This window comes from Aquabacter albus (genome assembly GCF_040049275.1).
GTDB lineage: Bacteria > Pseudomonadota > Alphaproteobacteria > Rhizobiales > Xanthobacteraceae > Aquabacter.
Genome location: NZ_JBDZDT010000005.1, coordinates 443,521 through 458,575, shown reverse-complemented (window position 1 = coordinate 458,575; position 15,055 = coordinate 443,521). Strand labels below are relative to the sequence as shown.

The window sequence follows — 15,055 nt, the reverse complement described above, 5'->3', positions numbered from 1 at the left end:
TTAGGGGCAAACGCCCCGGCGGCCGGCTCGGGAGACCCGCAGCCGGCCGTGGTGCGAGAAGAAGAAGGATTGAGACGATGGCCGCGATCACGGCAGGGCTTGTGAAGGAGCTGCGCGACAAGACTGGCGCCGGCATGATGGACTGCAAGGCCGCCCTCACCGAGACCAATGGCGATGTGGAAGCCGCCATCGACTGGCTGCGCAAGAAGGGCCTCGCCAAGGCCGCCAAGAAGGCCGGCCGCGTCGCCGCCGAGGGCCTGGTCGCCGTCGAATCGTCGGGCCACTACGCGACTGCCGTCGAAGTGAATGCCGAGACCGACTTCGTCGCCCGCAATACCGATTTCCAGGCGTTCGTGCGCGAGGCAGCGAAGATCGCCCTCAACACGGACGGCTCCGTGGAGGCGCTGGCCGCCGCCCACTTCCCGGGCGAGAGCGTGACGGTTGCCGACAAGCTCGCTTCGCTCATCGCCACCATCGGCGAGAACATGACGCTGCGCCGCTCGGTGAAGCTCACCGTGGACAAGGGCATGATTGCCTCCTACGTCCACGGCGCGGTCGCCGACGGCATGGGCCGCATCGGCGTGCTCGTGGCGCTGGAATCCGAGGGTGACGTGGAGAAGCTCTCCGTCCTCGGCCGGCAGATCGCCATGCACATCGCCGCCCTGAGCCCGGTGGCCCTCGATGCATCCGGAATCGACCCCGAGACCATCGCCCGCGAGAAGGCCATCCTCCTGGAGAAGCACCAGGGCAAGCCGGCGAACGTGCAGGACAAGATCGCGGAAAGCGGCATGAAGACCTACTTCAAGGAAGTCACGCTGCTGGAGCAGGCCTTCGTGCACGACGGCTCGAAGTCGGTGTCGCAGGTGCTGAAGGAGAATGAGGGCGCGGTCGGCGCTCCCATCAAGATCAAGGCCTTCACGCGCTTCGTCCTCGGCGAGGGCATCGAGAAGGAAGAGACCGATTTTGCGGCGGAAGTCGCCGCTGCGGCGGGCCAGTCCTGACCGGGGGAGGGGAGGCCATGAAAGACCTTCCCTATCCCAGGATCCTCGTCAAGGTCTCCGGCGAGGCCTTGATGGGACCCGAGCCGTTCGGCCTCCATCCGCCGACCGTCGCCCGCATCGCCCGTGATCTCGTCGCCGCGCGCGCGCTGGGCTGCGAGGTGGCCGTGGTGGTGGGTGGCGGCAACATCCTGCGCGGTGCGCGGGTGGCCGGCGAGGACCTCGACCGGGCGACCGCCGACCATATGGGCATGCTCGCCACCGTCATGAACTGCCTCGCTCTGGAGCAGGCCGTGGAATCGGCCGGCGAGCCGGCCCGCACCATGTCGGCCATCCCCATGCCGACCGTGTGCGAGCCCTACGCCCGCCAGCCGGCCATGCGCCATTTGCGGCGTGGGCGAATCGTGCTCCTGGCCGGCGGCACCGGGAATCCGTATTTCACCACCGACACGGGCGCGGTGCTGCGCGCGGCCGAGCTTGATTGCGACGCCGTGCTCAAGGCCACCAATGTGGACGGTGTCTACAACACTGATCCCAAGCTCGACCCCACGGCCAAGCGCTATGAGCGCCTGACCCACGATCAGGCGCTGGCCTATGACCTGAAGGTCATGGACGCCGCTGCCTTCGCCCTTGCCCGTGAAGCGGCCTTGCCGATAATCGTATTTTCGATCCGGGAACCCGGGGCGATCGTGGCAGCCGCGAAGGGGGAAGGCCACGTGACGGTGGTCGCGCCCTAATCCCGCGCGATGCCCGCTTGAAACGTGGACTCGCCCCGGCCAAAGCCGGCAATGAAGAACAGAGGTAAGACATGTCCATCGAGGCATTCGATCTGGCCGACCTCAAGCGCCGCATGCAGGGCGCGATTGCGGTGCTGAGCAAGGAACTCGGCGGTCTGCGCACCGGCCGCGCCTCCGCGAGCCTTCTTGAGCCCATCCAGGTGGACGCCTACGGCACCCACATGCCGCTCAACCAGGTGGCTACCGTCTCGGTGCCGGAGCCACGCATGCTCTCGGTGCAGGTGTGGGACCGCGCCATGGTCAGCGCGGTCGAGAGGGCGATCCGCGACAGCAATCTCGGGCTCAACCCGAACACCGAGGGGCAGGTGCTGCGTATCCGCATCCCCGAGCTGAACCAGGAGCGTCGCCAGGAAATGGTGAAGGTGGCGCATAAATATGCCGAGGCGGCCCGCGTCTCCGTGCGCCATGTGCGCCGCGACGGCATGGACAACCTGAAGAAGCTGGAAAAGGACGGGGATATCAGCGCCGACGATCTGGAGCGCATGTCGACCCAGGTGCAGAAGGCCACCGACGAGACCATCACCGAGGTGGACCAGACCCTGGCCCACAAGGAAAAGGAAATCCTCTCGGTCTGAGAGGGTTTCATACGGGGGGAGCGGCGATGTCCATCCGCGAGGGGGCCTCAGCGACGCGAGCGAAGGCTCCCGCCTGCGTGCCCGTCCACGTGGGCGTCATCATGGACGGCAACGGCCGCTGGGCGACCTCCCGCAACCTTCCCCGGTTCGAGGGACACCGGCGCGGGGTGGAGGCGCTGCGCCGCTGCGTGCGCGCCGCCCGCGAGATCGGCATCCGCTATCTCACCATCTACAGCTTCTCCAGCGAGAACTGGTCCCGGCCGGCGCAGGAAGTGTCCGAGCTGATGGGCCTCTTGAAGCGCTTCGTGCGGCACGACCTTGCCGAGCTTCACGCGAACAATGTGCGGGTCCGCATCATTGGCGAGCGTGCGTCCCTCTCCCGCGAGATCGCCGGCCTCCTGGATGAGGCGGAGAACCTCACCAAGGACAATGGCGGCCTGACCCTCGTCATCGCCTTCAATTATGGCGCGCGGCAGGAGATCGCCGCCGCCGCCGCCCGCCTCGCAGCCCAAGTGGCCGCGGGCGAACTGAAGCCCGAGGATGTGACCGTCGAGCGCATAAGCGAGAATCTCGACACGGCGGGCATCCCCGATCCCGACCTCATCGTGCGCACCAGCGGCGAGCAGCGCCTGTCCAACTTCCTTTTGTGGCAGGCTGCCTATGCTGAGTTCGTGTTCCTGCCCATCTACTGGCCGGAATTCGACGAGGCGGCATTGCTCGGTGCGTTGGAGGAATTCGCCCGGCGTGACCGGCGCTTCGGAGGCGTGACGGCTCGCGCGGGCAGCGCGCGCTCGTGATCATCGGGTCGGACCTCGCGCGGCGTACCGTTTCCGCGCTGATCATGGTTCCCGTCGTGCTCGGGGTGACCTATCTCGGCGGTATCGCGTTCGTGCTGCTGTGGATGGTGGCCGCGGCGGGCGTACTCCATGACTGGGGTCATGTGGCACGGCTCAAGCCGGGCATTCCCTTTCTCATCGTCGGCCTGTGCGGCGTGGCGGTTGCCGCCGGCGGCATCTACCTGTCGGCGGAGCAATACGCCTTGCCCGCGGTGCTGGTGGCGGCGCTCGTGTGCGCCCTCCTGACCCGCAGCGGAGTGTCCGGCGGGGCAGGGGTGCTCGTCGCCGCCATCGCCTGTCTGCCCATGCTCGTCCTGAGGGGCGAGGACCGCATCGGCCTGTCGGCCGTGCTGTTCATCTATGCCATCGTCTGGAGCACGGACATCGGCGCCTATTTCGTCGGCCGCATATTTGGCGGCCCCAAGCTCTGGCCGCGCCTGTCTCCCAACAAGACCTGGTCGGGTGCCATCGGTGGCACCCTCATCGGCACGGCTGCCGGATGCGCGCTGCTGCTGGTGACGGGGCTGCGTTTCGTGCCGGCCACGGTCGTCCTCGGCCTCGCCTTGAGCGTGGCCGCGCAGCTCGGGGATCTTGCCGAATCCGCATTCAAGCGCGCCTATGGCGTGAAGGACGCCGGCAATTTCATCCCTGGCCACGGCGGCCTGCTGGACCGGCTGGACGGATTCATGGCCGCGGCACTGGTTGCCGTCCTGTTCGGGCTGGCACGCAATTTCGACGCGCCTGCATCCGGCCTCCTGCTGTGGTAGGACGAAGCATGGCCAGCCTGTCCATTCTCGGCGTCACCGGCTCCGTCGGCAGGAGCACCGTCAAGGTGCTCAAGGAGGCTCCTGGCCGTTTCCAGATCGAAGCCGTGGCCGGCGGTCGCGATCCGGAAGCCCTGGCCGCTTTGGCCGTGGATCTCGGCGCGCGCTTTGCTGCCATCGCCGATCCCCAGGCCGGGCGACGGCTTGCCGAGCTTCTGTCCGGCACCGGCATCGCCTGCGGCGCGGGTCCGGGCGCGGTCCTCGATGCCGCCCAACGCCCGGCAGATATGGTCGTGGCCGCCATTTCCGGCATTGCCGGCCTTGTCCCTACCGTAGCTGCCTTCGGCCGGGGCCGGCGCGTGGCGGTCGCGAACAAGGAATGTCTTGTCGCCGCCGGTGCCTTCTTCATGGCCGAGGCGGAGCGTACGGGCACCGTGCTGCTGCCCATGGACAGTGAGCACAACGCCATCTCCCAGGCACTGGCCGCCGGCCGGCGGGAGGATGTGGAGAAAGTGACGATCACGGCCTCGGGCGGGCCGTTCCGCACCGCCAGCCGCGAGGAGATCGCGCGGGCGAGCGCCAAGGATGCGCTGCGCCACCCCAATTGGTCCATGGGCGCCAAGATCACCATCGATTCTGCGACGCTTATGAACAAAGGCCTCGAACTTATTGAGGCACATCATCTTTTTGGAATTCCGGCGAACCGCCTGGAGACCGTGGTGCATCCGGAATCGGTGGTGCACGGGCTCGTCTCTTTTCGCGACGGCTCGGTTGTGGCGGGCCTCGCCATGCCGGATATGTGCGTGCCCATCGCCCATTGCCTCGGTTTTCCCGAGCGCCTCGACACATCTTGCCGCAGGCTCGATCTGGCCAAGGTGGGGCGGCTGACCTTCGAGGCGCCGGACCTCGAGCGGTTTCCCGCTCTGCGCCTTGCCATCGCGGCCATGGAAGCCGGCGGCAGCGCGCCGACGGTGCTCAACGGTGCCAATGAAATCGCTGTCGCAGCCTTCCTTGAAGGGCGAATCGGCATGCTTGGCATTGCGGCCATCGTCGAGGAAACCATGGCCAAGCTGCCGCTCGGTATTGTGCCCGCCTCGGTTGCGGATGCGCTCGATCTCGACTCTGGGGCGCGACATGTTGCGCTTTCGCTCTTGCCTAAGTTTGCCGCAAAGGCATCTTAGTTAGAGAAGAGGACGAGGGGTTTCCTGACCACAGAGGTATCCTGGTCGCCACGTAAGTGTGGCGGCACGGTGGTTCCTGCGAGGCGGAACAGGCCCTTACCCGCGTGAGCGCGCGGGGCGGAGCGATCGAGGAACACACGATGGAAGTCTTGGCGGGTATGGGTTCCTGGGGCTCGTCGCTCCTTGGTTATCTGGTTCCGTTCCTGTTTGTCCTCACATTGGTGGTGTTCTTCCACGAGCTCGGACATTTCTGGGTGGCCCGGCGCGCCGGTGTGCGGGTGCTGACCTTTTCCCTCGGTTTCGGGCCCGAACTCTTCGGCTTCAACGATCGCCACGGCACGCGCTGGCGGCTCGCCGCCGTGCCTCTGGGCGGCTATGTCCGGTTCTTCGGCGATGAGGATGCGGCCAGCACGCCCGATGCGGAGGCGCTGGCGCGCATGTCGCCCAAGGAGCGCCGCGAGAGCTTCTTCTTCCAGCCCCTGGCTTGGCGCGCCGCCATCGTCGCCGCCGGCCCGATCGCGAACTTCATCCTCGCCATCGTGATTTTCGCCCTTGTCTTCATGACCTTCGGCCGTCAGGTGACCGCCCCGCGCGTGGACCAGGTGGCGCCCGCCAGCGCGGCCGAGCGTGCCGGCTTCAAGCCCGGCGACCTGGTGCTGACCATCGACGGCGCCCCCGTGGAGAGCTTCGCCGACATGCAGCGCATCGTCGGCGGCAATGCGGGCCGGCCTCTGGCCTTCCGTGTCGAGCGCGACAATGCCGAGGTCTCGCTGTCGGCCACGCCCGAGTTGAAGGAGATGAAGGACGCGTTCGGCAACGTCCATCGCATGGGCCTTCTGGGAATCACCCGCTCCCTCGCGCCCTCCGACGTCTCGACCCGTCGCTACGGGCCCATCGAGGCGGTCGGCCTCGGCGCGCAGGAAACCTGGTTCGTGGTGGCGCGCACCTTCGATTATCTGGGCGGGCTCATCTCGGGGCGGGAATCGGCAGACCAGCTCGGCGGACCCATCCGCATTGCCCAGGTTTCTGGGCAGGTAGCCACCTATGGAATCGGTGCGCTTCTGTCGCTTGCGGCGGTTCTGTCCGTGTCGATTGGATTGCTTAACCTCTTTCCCATCCCGCTCTTGGACGGTGGCCATCTCCTGTTTTACGCTGTGGAGGCGGTAAGGGGGCGCCCGCTTAGCCCCCGCACGCAGGATATCGGCTTCCGGATCGGCCTCGCGATCGTTCTGATGCTGATGGTCTTCGCCACATGGAACGACGTCATCCACTTGGCGACCATGTAGGTTTTTGGCGGGCGGCGTGGTTTCGTGGCGTGGGGGCAACGGTGGCGGGAAAACCTGAAGTCGCTGTTGCGTCAGGCGTTTGCAGCGCGGTCAAAAGCTTGTACAAGCGCCACGAAGGTCGGAATCTGTCGCTCTTGAAGCGCGGGTTTCAGAACAACGAAATCAAGGTTGCGTGCCATATGACTGCTCCGGTCCGGGTTTTCGTGAAGCTGGCCGCCGTCCTGGGCATCGCGACTCTCGTCGCGGTCTCGACGACCGCCGGTTCTCTCCTCATCGCAAGCCCCGCCGCGGCCCAGTCCAGCAACATCGTGGTGGAAGGCAATCGGCGTGTGGATGCGGACACCATCCGCTCCTATTTCGGCTCCGGCCCGGTCACTCCCGCCAAGATCAATGAGGCGCTCACCGCCCTCTACGCCACCGGCCTGTTCTCCGACGTGAACATCTCCCAGCAGGGCGGGCGGATCGTGGTCCGCGTGTCCGAGAACGAGGTGATCAACCGCGTCGCATTCGAGGGCAACAAGAAGATCAAGGACGAGGTGCTGGCGGGCGAAGTGCAGTCCAAGCCGCGCGGCACGCTCTCCAAGGCGACCGTGCAGGCTGACACCCAGCGCATCCTTGAGGTCTATCGCCGCTCGGGCCGCAACGACGTCCGCGTCAACCCGGTCACCATCGACCGCGGCAACGGCCGCGTCGACCTCGTGTTCGAGATCAACGAAGGCGAGAAGGTCGGCGTCAAGGACATCAAGTTCGTCGGTAACAAGGCGTTCTCGGACTACAAGCTGAAGGACGTCATCACCACGACGACCACCAACTGGCTGTCCTTCCTGAAGTCCACGGACGTCTATGATCCGGACCGCATCAATGCGGACCAGGAACTGCTTCGCCGCTGGTACCTGAAGAACGGCTATGCGGACTTCCGCATCCTCTCCGCCACTGCGGAGCTGGAGCCGGACGGCAAGGCCTTCGTGATCACGATCACCCTCGAGGAAGGCCCGCAATATTCCTTCGGCACGGTCGATATCGTCTCGAACATCAAGGACGTGCCCGCCGCCAACCTGCGCAACGCGCTGCGGATGAGCTCCGGCCAAGTGTACAATGCCGAGCTGGTCGAGAAGTCGGTGGAGAACATCACCATCGAGGTGTCGAAGAGCGGCTACGCCTTCGCCCAGGTGCGCCCGCGCGGCGATCGCGACTTCGACGCCCGCAAGATCAACATCCTGTTCGTGGTCGAGGAAGGCCCGCGCGTCTATGTGGAGCGCATCGAGGTGCGCGGAAACACCCGCACCCGCGACTGGGTCATTCGCCGCGAATTCGATATCGGCGAAGGCGATGCCTATAACCGCGTGATGGTGGACCGCGCCGAGCGCCGTCTGCGCAATCTCGGCTACTTCAAGACCGTGAAGATCACCAACGAGCCCGGCTCCGCGCCCGACCGCATCATCCTGGTGGTGGACGTGGAAGACCAGCCCACCGGCGAGTTCTCGGTGTCGGGTGGCTATTCCACCTCGGACGGCTTCATCGGCGAAGTCTCGCTGGGTGAGAAGAACTTCCTCGGCCGCGGCCAGTATGTGCGCGTGTCCGGTTCGCTGGGTGAGTACGCCCAGGGCGCGGAATTCTCCTTCACCGAGCCCTACTTCATGGGCTACCGCCTCGCCGCCGGCTTCGACCTGTATTGGAAAGAGACCAGCTCCACCAATTACACCTCCTATGACAGCCAGACCCTGGGCGCGGGCTTCCGCTTCGGCCTGCCTATCACCGACGAGGTGACCCTGGCGTTGCGCTACAACATCTACCAGCGCGACCTGAGCCTTGAATGCGGCGAAGGCCTGGGCGTGTACTTCACGTGCCCTCCCGGCTTTGCTTCGTGGGCCGTCATCGAGGCCGTTGCCCAGGGCGCGACCATCACCTCGGCTGCGGGCTACACGCTTAGCTTCAACGGCCTCGATAGCAACCTGAACCCCACTTCGGGCCTGTATGCCGAACTGAAGCAGGACTTCGCCGGCCTCGGCGGTGACGTGAACTTCATCCGCACCACCGGCGACGTGCGCTTCTACTACCCGCTCATGAACGACTGGGTGCTCCTGCTGCGCGGCCAGGCGGGCTATGTGACGGCCTGGGGCGACCAGGACCTGCGCATCATGGACAACTTCTTCATGGGTCCGAACCTGGTGCGCGGCTTCGCCCCGTCCGGCATCGGCCCGCGCGACATCAACTCCTACCAGCTCGACTCGCTGGGCGGCACGGCCTACTGGGGCACCTCGGCCGAAGTGCAGTTCCCGCTCAGCTTCCTGCCCAAGGATGTTGGCCTGAAGGGCGCCGTCTTCGCCGATGCCGGCTCGCTGTGGGACTATACCGGGCCCACCGTCTTCCCGAACGCGCCGAACGGCACGGTGTGCCCGGCGGGCTCCAAGAATGCCACCGGTGCGGTCTGCGTGGCCGACGACAACGGCATCCGCTCCTCGGTCGGCGCGAGCTTGATCTGGCAGTCGCCGTTCGGTCCCCTGCGCTTCGACTATGCCTGGGTCCTGTCCCAGCAGACCTACGACCAGGACCAGGCGTTCCGCTTCTCGGGCGGCACCCGGTTCTGATCTGACCCCTCTCACGCGGGCGCCGGCGTTCTGCGCGCGGCGCCCGCTTTGCATTTCGGACCATGAACGATCCCCGATTCTTTCCGCTGCCGACGCCGCTCACCCTCAGCGAGGTGATGTCCCTCAGCGGCGCGCGCCTTGCCGGGACGGGGGCGGACGCGACGCTCATCCGCGGCGTGTCCACGCTGTCTGACGCGGGGCCGGGCGACCTCGCCTTCTTCGATTCCCCGCGCTACCGCTCGGATTTCCTGGCGACGCGGGCGGGTGTCTGCATCACCACCGAGAAGCTGGCGGCCGATGCGCCCGAGGGCGTCGTCGTCCTCACCTCTCCCCGCCCGGCCAACGCCTTCGTCTCGGTGACGCGGACCCTCTTTTCCCTGGCATTGCGGCCGCAGCCCATCTTCGAGCACCAGGGCATCGCCCCCGGCGCCTTCATCCATCCGAGCGCACGGCTTGAGGATGGCGTCACCGTGGATCCCGGCGCGGTGATCGGCCCCAATGCGGAGATCGGTGCTGGCACGGTCATCTGCGCCGGCGCGGTGATCGGCGCGAATGTGCGCGTCGGCCGGGATACCTCCATCGGCCCCAGCGTGACCCTCCTGCATGCGCTCGTGGGCAACCGCGTCATCATTCATCCCGGCGCCCGGCTGGGGCAGGACGGCTTCGGCTTCCAGCCGAGCCCGCGCGGCCACATCAAGGTGCCGCAGATCGGCCGCGTGGTGCTCCAGGACGATGTGGAGATCGGCGCCGGCACGGCCATCGACCGTGGCGCGCTGCGCGACACGGTGGTGGGCGAGGGCACGAAGATCGACAATCTCGTCCAGATTGCCCACAACGTCGTCATCGGGCGCCATTGCATCATCATCTCCCAGACGGGCATATCCGGCAGCGCGACCCTGGGTGATTTCGTGATGCTGGGTGGGCAGGTGGGCGTGATCGGCCATGTGACCATCGGCGATGCGGCCCAGATCGCGGCCACGAGCAACGTCAAGGACGACGTGCCGCCGGGCGTGCGCTGGGGCGGCTCTCCGGCCAAGCCCGTGCGCGATTGGTTCCGGGAGATCACCACATTGAAGCGCCTCGCCGAGGCGGGCGCACATCGCTCAGGGGAGGGCGGCGATCAATGAGCGAGAACCTGACGGGGGCCGGTGCGGCCGAGGCTCAGGAGGGGGGCTGCCCGCAGGGGACGCTCTTTACTGCGGACATCCAGAGCATCCTGTCCTGCTTGCCGCACCGCTATCCGTTCCTGCTGGTGGATCGGATCGACCGCATCGACGGCGATCTCTCCTGCGTGGGCATCAAGAACGTCACCGTGAATGAGCCGCATTTCCAGGGGCATTTCCCCGGCAATCCGGTCATGCCCGGCGTCCTCATCATCGAGGGCATGGCCCAGACCGCGGGCGTCATCTGCATTCTCTCCAAGGGCGGCATCCCGAAGGATCAGCCGGCCCCCCTGGTGTATTTCATGACCATTGATGAAGCGAAGTTCCGTCGTCCCGTAGTGCCGGGAGACGTGCTGGAGTACCACATGACCAAAGTGTCGAAGCGCCGGAACATGTGGTGGTATCGCGGCGAGGCGCGCGTCGGCGACGAGCTCGTCGCGGAAGCGCGCGTTGGCGCCATGATTACCGGCTTCTGACGTGGCATCCATCGATCAACTCGCACGTGTCGCGGATGGGGCGGATCTGGCGGAGGATGTGGTCGTCGGCCCGTTCTGCGTGGTCGGGCCCGATGTGAAGCTCGGCCCCGGGGTGAAGCTCCACTCCCATGTGAACATTTCCGGCGCCACCACCATCGGTGCGCGCACGGAGGTCTTCCCCTTCGCCTCCCTCGGCACGCCGCCGCAGTCGGTGCACTACAAGGGCGAGCGGACCGAACTGGTCATCGGCGCGGACTGCGTCATTCGCGAGCACGCCACGGCCAATATCGGTACCGCCTCGGGCCGCGGCGTCACCCGCATCGGCGATGGCTGCATGATGATGGTGGGCTCCCATGTGGGGCACGATTGCATCGTCGGCAACCATGTCATCTTCGCCAACAACGCCACCCTCGGCGGGCACGTGGAGGTGGGCGATCACGTCTTCCTCGGCGGGCTGTGCGCGGTGCACCAGTTCACCCGCATCGGCGCCCAGGCTATGATCAGCGGCATAACCGGCGTGCGGGAGGATGTGATCCCCTTCGGCTATGCGCTGGGGCAGGCGGCGCGGCTCGTCGGCCTCAACACCATCGGCATGAAGCGGCGCGGCTTTACCCGGACCGACCTGCACGCGGCCCGCGCGGCCTATCGCGACCTGTTCTTCGGCGAGGGTGTGTTCGAGGAGCGGCTCGCGAAGCTGCGCGCCCAGATGGAGACTTCGGAATTCGCCCGTGCCATCGTGACCTTCGTCGACGCCGGGGAGAAGCGGCCGCTCTGCCGCCCCTCGCGCGGCGTCATCGCCGAGGACTAGCCTTGCCCCCGGCATCCGCCCCGACCACGGACGGAGCCGCACCTTCGCGTGGGCCGCTCGCCATCGTCGCGGGCGGCGGCGCCTTCCCCGCAGCGGTGGCGGAAGCCGTGCGCGCCGAGGGGCGCGAGGTGGTGATGCTGCTCATCCAGGGCTTCGCCGATCCCGCTCTGGAACGCTATCCGCACCTCTGGTTCCGGCTCGGCTCCCTTGGCGGGGTTTCGGCGCGGGCGAAAGCCTTGGGCGTGCGCGACGTGGTCATGGTGGGCAGCCTCACGCGCCCCAGGGTGCGTGACCTCGGCATGGACTGGACCATGCTGCGCCTCCTCCCGCGCATCGCCCGGCTGTTCCGCGGCGGCGACAACCACCTTTTGTCTGGCGTTCTCGGCCTCGTCGCCGAGCAGGGTTTCCACCTGATGGGCGCCCATGAGGCGGTGCCCAGCCTGCTGCTGCCCGAGGGCCAGCTCGGAGCCATCGTCCCGACGGCTTCCGATGAAGCGGACATCACCCTCGGCCTGAAGGTGGTGCGCACGCTCGGCCCCTTCGATGTGGGGCAGGGCGTGATCGTTGTGGACGGCTTCGTCGCCGCCGTGGAAGCGGCCGAGGGCACCGATGCCGTCCTGGCGCGTTATGCCAGCATGCGGGAGAGCGGGCGCCTGCGATTCCCGGCGGGCCGGGGCGTCCTCGTGAAGGCGCCGAAGCCGGACCAGGACCGACGCATCGATCTGCCGTCCCTCGGCCCCGCAACCGTGCGGGAGGCGGCCAAGGCCGGGCTCGCCGGCATCGCCTTCGAGGCGGGCGGCGTCATCGTTCCCGATTCCCTGGAGCTGGTGCGGATCGCCGACGAAGCGGGCCTGTTCATTCTCGGCGTCCGGCCGGGGAGCGCGTGATGGCGGAGCTTCCGGACAGGCCGCTCAGCGTCTTCATCGTGGCGGGCGAGGAATCCGGCGATCAGCTTGGCGGCGCGCTCATGGAGGGGCTCGTGCGCCTCGCCCCGCACGGCGTGCATTTCAAGGGGGTGGGCGGCCATCGCATGGCGGGGGCGGGCCTCGAAAGCCTGTTTCCCATGGACGATCTCACCGTCATGGGCTTTGCCCAGGTGTTCGGGAAACTGCGGGTGATCCTGCGGCGGCTGTCGGAAACCGTGGACGCCATCGTCGCCGCCGCGCCTGACATCCTGGTGCTCGTGGACGCGCCGGACTTCACGCACCGCGTCGCCGCGCGGGTGCGCCGGCGCATGCCGAACCTGCCCATCGTCAAATATGTCTCGCCCACCGTCTGGGCCTGGAGGCCGGGCCGGGCCAAGGCCATGCGGCCGTCCATCGACCATCTTCTGGCGCTGCTGCCCTTCGAGCCGGGCGTGCACAAGCGCCTCGGCGGACCGCCCACCACCTATGTTGGCCACCCTTTGCTGGAGCGGCTTGGCGCGCTGCGCCCGTCCGCCACCGAGCTGGCGCGCCGGGCGGCGCGGCCTTACCGCGTGCTGATATTGCCCGGCAGCCGCCGGCTGGAGATCGAGCGCCTCGGCGCGGTGTTCGGCGAGGCGCTCGGCCTGGTATCGGTGGGCCGGGACACTGAATTCGTTCTGCCGACCCTGCCACGCCTGCTGCCCATGGTGGAGGCGGTCGTCGCCCAATGGCCGGTGCGGGTGCGGATCATCACGTCGGAGGCGGAGAAGCATGCTGCCTTCCGCACCGCCCGCGCCGCGCTCGCCGCCTCCGGGACGGTGACGCTGGAACTGGCGCTCGCCGGCGTGCCCACGGTCGCGGCCTATAAGGTGGCAGGCTGGGAGGCGCTGATCGCGCCTTACGTTTTGACCATTCCGAGCGTGATCCTGCCCAATCTCGTGCTGGACGAGAATGTGGTGCCGGAATTCCTCCAGCATGACTGCACGCCGGAAAAGCTCGCTTCCGCGCTTGATGCCGTCCTCCTCGACGGGGCGGACCGGCGGCGCCAGATCGAGGCGTTCGCCCGTCTCGAAGAGATTTTCGGTGTGGGGGAAGCGGCGCCCAGCCTGCGCGCGGCGGCGGCGGTGCTGGAGACGGCGGCGGGACAAGTCCCCCGGACATGAAAAAAGCGCGGCCCGGGAGCCGCGCTTCTTCCATTCAAAGGTTCTTCACGTCATGCCCGGACTTTGTCCGGGCATTTTTGCCGTGGCGTATCCCATTCCCACGAGATGGCCGGGTCAAGCCCGGCCATAACGCCAGTTCGGGTCACGCAGCGGCCGCAAGGATCACTTGCGCTTGGCCATCTGCGTGTAGTCGCGCTGCTCGGCGCCGGTATAGAGCTGGCGGGGACGGCCGATGCGCTGGCTCGGATCCTCGATCATCTCCTTCCACTGGCCGATCCAGCCCACGGTGCGGGCGAGGGCGAACAGCACGGTGAACATGGTGGTGGGGAAGCCCATCGCCTTCAGGGTGATGCCCGAATAGAAGTCGATGTTCGGGTAGAGCTTCTTCTCGATGAAGTACTCGTCGTGCAGCGCGACGCGCTCCAGCTCGATGGCGACGTCCAGCAGCGGATCGTCCTTGATGCCGAGCTCCTTCAGCACCTCGTGGGTGGTCTGCTGCATGATCTTCGCGCGCGGGTCGTAGTTCTTGTAGACCCGGTGGCCGAAGCCCATGAGGCGGAACGGATCGTTCTTGTCCTTGGCGCGGTTCACGAATTCCGGGATGCGCTCGGGACGGCCGATTTCCGTCAGCATCTTCAGCGCCGCTTCGTTCGCGCCGCCATGGGCAGGGCCCCAGAGGCAGGCGATGCCGGCGGCGATGCAGGCGAACGGGTTGGCGCCCGAGGAGCCCGCGAGGCGCACCGTGGAGGTGGACGCGTTCTGCTCGTGGTCGGCGTGCAGGATGAAGATCTTGTCCAGCGCGCGCGAGAGGGTCGGGGAGACCTTGTAGTCCTCGCACGGCACGGCGAAGCACATGTTGAGGAAGTTCGCCGTGTAGTCGAGGTCGTTCTTCGGATACACGAACGGCTGGCCGATGGAATATTTATAGGCCATGGCCGCCAGCGTCGGCATCTTCGCGATCATGCGGATCGAGGCGATGAGGCGCTGCTGCGGGTCCGAGATGTCGGTTGAGTCGTGGTAGAAGGCCGAGAGCGCGCCGACCGAGGCCACCATGATGGCCATGGGGTGGGCGTCGCGGCGGAAGCCCTGGAAGAAGCGGTTCATCTGGTCGTGAACCATCGTGTGACGGGTCACGGAGAAGTCGAAGTCCGCTTTCTGCGCGGCGGTGGGGAGTTCCCCGTAAAGCAGGAGGTAGCAGGTTTCCAGGAAGTCGCCGTTCTCGGCGAGCTGCTCGATGGGATAGCCCCGATAGAGCAGAATGCCCTCGTCGCCGTCGATGTAAGTGATCTTGCTTTCACACGAGGCGGTGGAGGTGAAGCCGGGATCGTAGGTGAACAGGCCCGTCTGGCCGTAGAGCTTGGAGATGTCCACCACCTGGGGGCCGATGGTGCCTCCATGGACCGGGAAATCCCAACTCTTATCCCCCACTGTAAGCTTCGCTGATGCGGTGTTTGTGGTGGCGTCCATGAGATCTCCCATCCTTTGTGCGGCTGAGTGATACCGCTATCGCAAATG

14 protein-coding genes are annotated in these 15,055 nt (G+C 66.7%); 13 read left to right on the top strand and 1 reads right to left on the bottom strand.

Features of this window, described 5'->3' with window-relative positions:
- The first annotated feature begins 77 nt into the window (after positions 1-77).
- The 13 genes from tsf to lpxB all read left to right on the top strand — a co-directional run bounded on the left by tsf (position 78) and on the right by lpxB (position 13,540).
- Positions 78-1,001 carry a translation elongation factor Ts gene (gene tsf / locus ABLE91_RS14915; protein WP_348931814.1) on the top strand — a complete coding sequence of 308 codons (924 nt, stop codon included), beginning with the start codon at positions 78-80 and terminating at the stop codon, positions 999-1,001.
- 17 nt (positions 1,002-1,018) lie between these two features.
- Complete coding sequence (pyrH, locus tag ABLE91_RS14910; protein ID WP_348931813.1) at positions 1,019-1,735, top strand: UMP kinase; 717 nt, start codon at positions 1,019-1,021, stop codon at positions 1,733-1,735.
- A 71-nt stretch (positions 1,736-1,806) separates the two neighbouring features.
- Positions 1,807-2,370, top strand: a complete 564-nt coding sequence (frr, locus tag ABLE91_RS14905; RefSeq protein ID WP_348931812.1) for a ribosome recycling factor — start codon at positions 1,807-1,809, stop codon at positions 2,368-2,370.
- 26 nt (positions 2,371-2,396) lie between these two features.
- Positions 2,397-3,167 (top strand): isoprenyl transferase, encoded by a 771-nt coding sequence (locus ABLE91_RS14900; protein ID WP_348931811.1) that lies wholly within the window; start codon positions 2,397-2,399, stop codon positions 3,165-3,167.
- Positions 3,164-3,973 (top strand): phosphatidate cytidylyltransferase, encoded by an 810-nt coding sequence (locus ABLE91_RS14895; protein WP_348931809.1) that lies wholly within the window; start codon positions 3,164-3,166, stop codon positions 3,971-3,973. The genes ABLE91_RS14900 and ABLE91_RS14895 overlap by 4 nt, the downstream gene beginning before the upstream one ends.
- 8 nt (positions 3,974-3,981) lie before the next feature.
- Positions 3,982-5,151 carry a 1-deoxy-D-xylulose-5-phosphate reductoisomerase gene (gene dxr, locus ABLE91_RS14890; protein ID WP_348931808.1) on the top strand — a complete coding sequence of 390 codons (1,170 nt, stop codon included), beginning with the start codon at positions 3,982-3,984 and terminating at the stop codon, positions 5,149-5,151.
- A gap of 140 nt (positions 5,152-5,291) precedes the next feature.
- The gene (gene rseP / locus ABLE91_RS14885; protein WP_348931806.1) at positions 5,292-6,437 is read left to right on the top strand and encodes an RIP metalloprotease RseP; all 1,146 of its coding nucleotides are present in this window, start codon (positions 5,292-5,294) and stop codon (positions 6,435-6,437) included.
- Positions 6,438-6,616: 179 nt separating this feature from the next.
- On the top strand, positions 6,617-9,025 hold the full coding sequence (bamA, locus tag ABLE91_RS14880) for an outer membrane protein assembly factor BamA (protein WP_348931805.1): 2,409 nt from the start codon (positions 6,617-6,619) through the stop codon (positions 9,023-9,025).
- A gap of 62 nt (positions 9,026-9,087) precedes the next feature.
- A complete protein-coding gene (gene lpxD / locus ABLE91_RS14875; RefSeq protein WP_348931804.1) occupies positions 9,088-10,152 on the top strand; it encodes a UDP-3-O-(3-hydroxymyristoyl)glucosamine N-acyltransferase in 1,065 nt (354 codons plus the stop codon).
- Positions 10,149-10,664 (top strand): 3-hydroxyacyl-ACP dehydratase FabZ, encoded by a 516-nt coding sequence (fabZ, locus tag ABLE91_RS14870; RefSeq protein ID WP_348931803.1) that lies wholly within the window; start codon positions 10,149-10,151, stop codon positions 10,662-10,664. Before lpxD ends, fabZ begins: the two co-directional genes overlap by 4 nt.
- Before the next feature lies 1 nt (position 10,665).
- A complete protein-coding gene (gene lpxA, locus ABLE91_RS14865) occupies positions 10,666-11,472 on the top strand; it encodes an acyl-ACP--UDP-N-acetylglucosamine O-acyltransferase (RefSeq protein WP_348931800.1) in 807 nt (268 codons plus the stop codon).
- A 2-nt stretch (positions 11,473-11,474) separates the two neighbouring features.
- Complete coding sequence (locus ABLE91_RS14860) at positions 11,475-12,359, top strand: LpxI family protein (RefSeq protein ID WP_348931797.1); 885 nt, start codon at positions 11,475-11,477, stop codon at positions 12,357-12,359.
- Positions 12,359-13,540 (top strand): lipid-A-disaccharide synthase, encoded by a 1,182-nt coding sequence (gene lpxB / locus ABLE91_RS14855; RefSeq protein ID WP_348931794.1) that lies wholly within the window; start codon positions 12,359-12,361, stop codon positions 13,538-13,540. The genes ABLE91_RS14860 and lpxB overlap by 1 nt, the downstream gene beginning before the upstream one ends.
- A 162-nt stretch (positions 13,541-13,702) precedes the next feature.
- Here the strand turns inward: lpxB and gltA are convergent, their stop codons facing one another.
- Positions 13,703-15,007, bottom strand: a complete 1,305-nt coding sequence (gene gltA / locus ABLE91_RS14850; RefSeq protein WP_348931792.1) for a citrate synthase — start codon at positions 15,005-15,007, stop codon at positions 13,703-13,705.
- Between the last annotated feature and the right edge of the window lie 48 nt (positions 15,008-15,055).

Excerpts from the sequence above, each read along its gene's own strand:
- tsf (WP_348931814.1), top strand. The coding sequence starts at position 78 with ATGGCCGCGATCACGGCAGGGCTTGTGAAGGAGCTGCGCGACAAGACT.
- pyrH (WP_348931813.1), top strand. The coding sequence starts at position 1,019 with ATGAAAGACCTTCCCTATCCCAGGATCCTCGTCAAGGTCTCCGGCGAG.
- frr (WP_348931812.1), top strand. The coding sequence starts at position 1,807 with ATGTCCATCGAGGCATTCGATCTGGCCGACCTCAAGCGCCGCATGCAG.
- ABLE91_RS14900 (WP_348931811.1), top strand. The coding sequence starts at position 2,397 with ATGTCCATCCGCGAGGGGGCCTCAGCGACGCGAGCGAAGGCTCCCGCC.
- dxr (WP_348931808.1), top strand. The coding sequence starts at position 3,982 with ATGGCCAGCCTGTCCATTCTCGGCGTCACCGGCTCCGTCGGCAGGAGC.
- rseP (WP_348931806.1), top strand. The coding sequence starts at position 5,292 with ATGGAAGTCTTGGCGGGTATGGGTTCCTGGGGCTCGTCGCTCCTTGGT.
- bamA (WP_348931805.1), top strand. The coding sequence starts at position 6,617 with ATGACTGCTCCGGTCCGGGTTTTCGTGAAGCTGGCCGCCGTCCTGGGC.
- lpxD (WP_348931804.1), top strand. The coding sequence starts at position 9,088 with ATGAACGATCCCCGATTCTTTCCGCTGCCGACGCCGCTCACCCTCAGC.
- fabZ (WP_348931803.1), top strand. The coding sequence starts at position 10,149 with ATGAGCGAGAACCTGACGGGGGCCGGTGCGGCCGAGGCTCAGGAGGGG.
- lpxB (WP_348931794.1), top strand. The coding sequence starts at position 12,359 with ATGGCGGAGCTTCCGGACAGGCCGCTCAGCGTCTTCATCGTGGCGGGC.
- gltA (WP_348931792.1), bottom strand. The coding sequence starts at position 15,007 with ATGGACGCCACCACAAACACCGCATCAGCGAAGCTTACAGTGGGGGAT.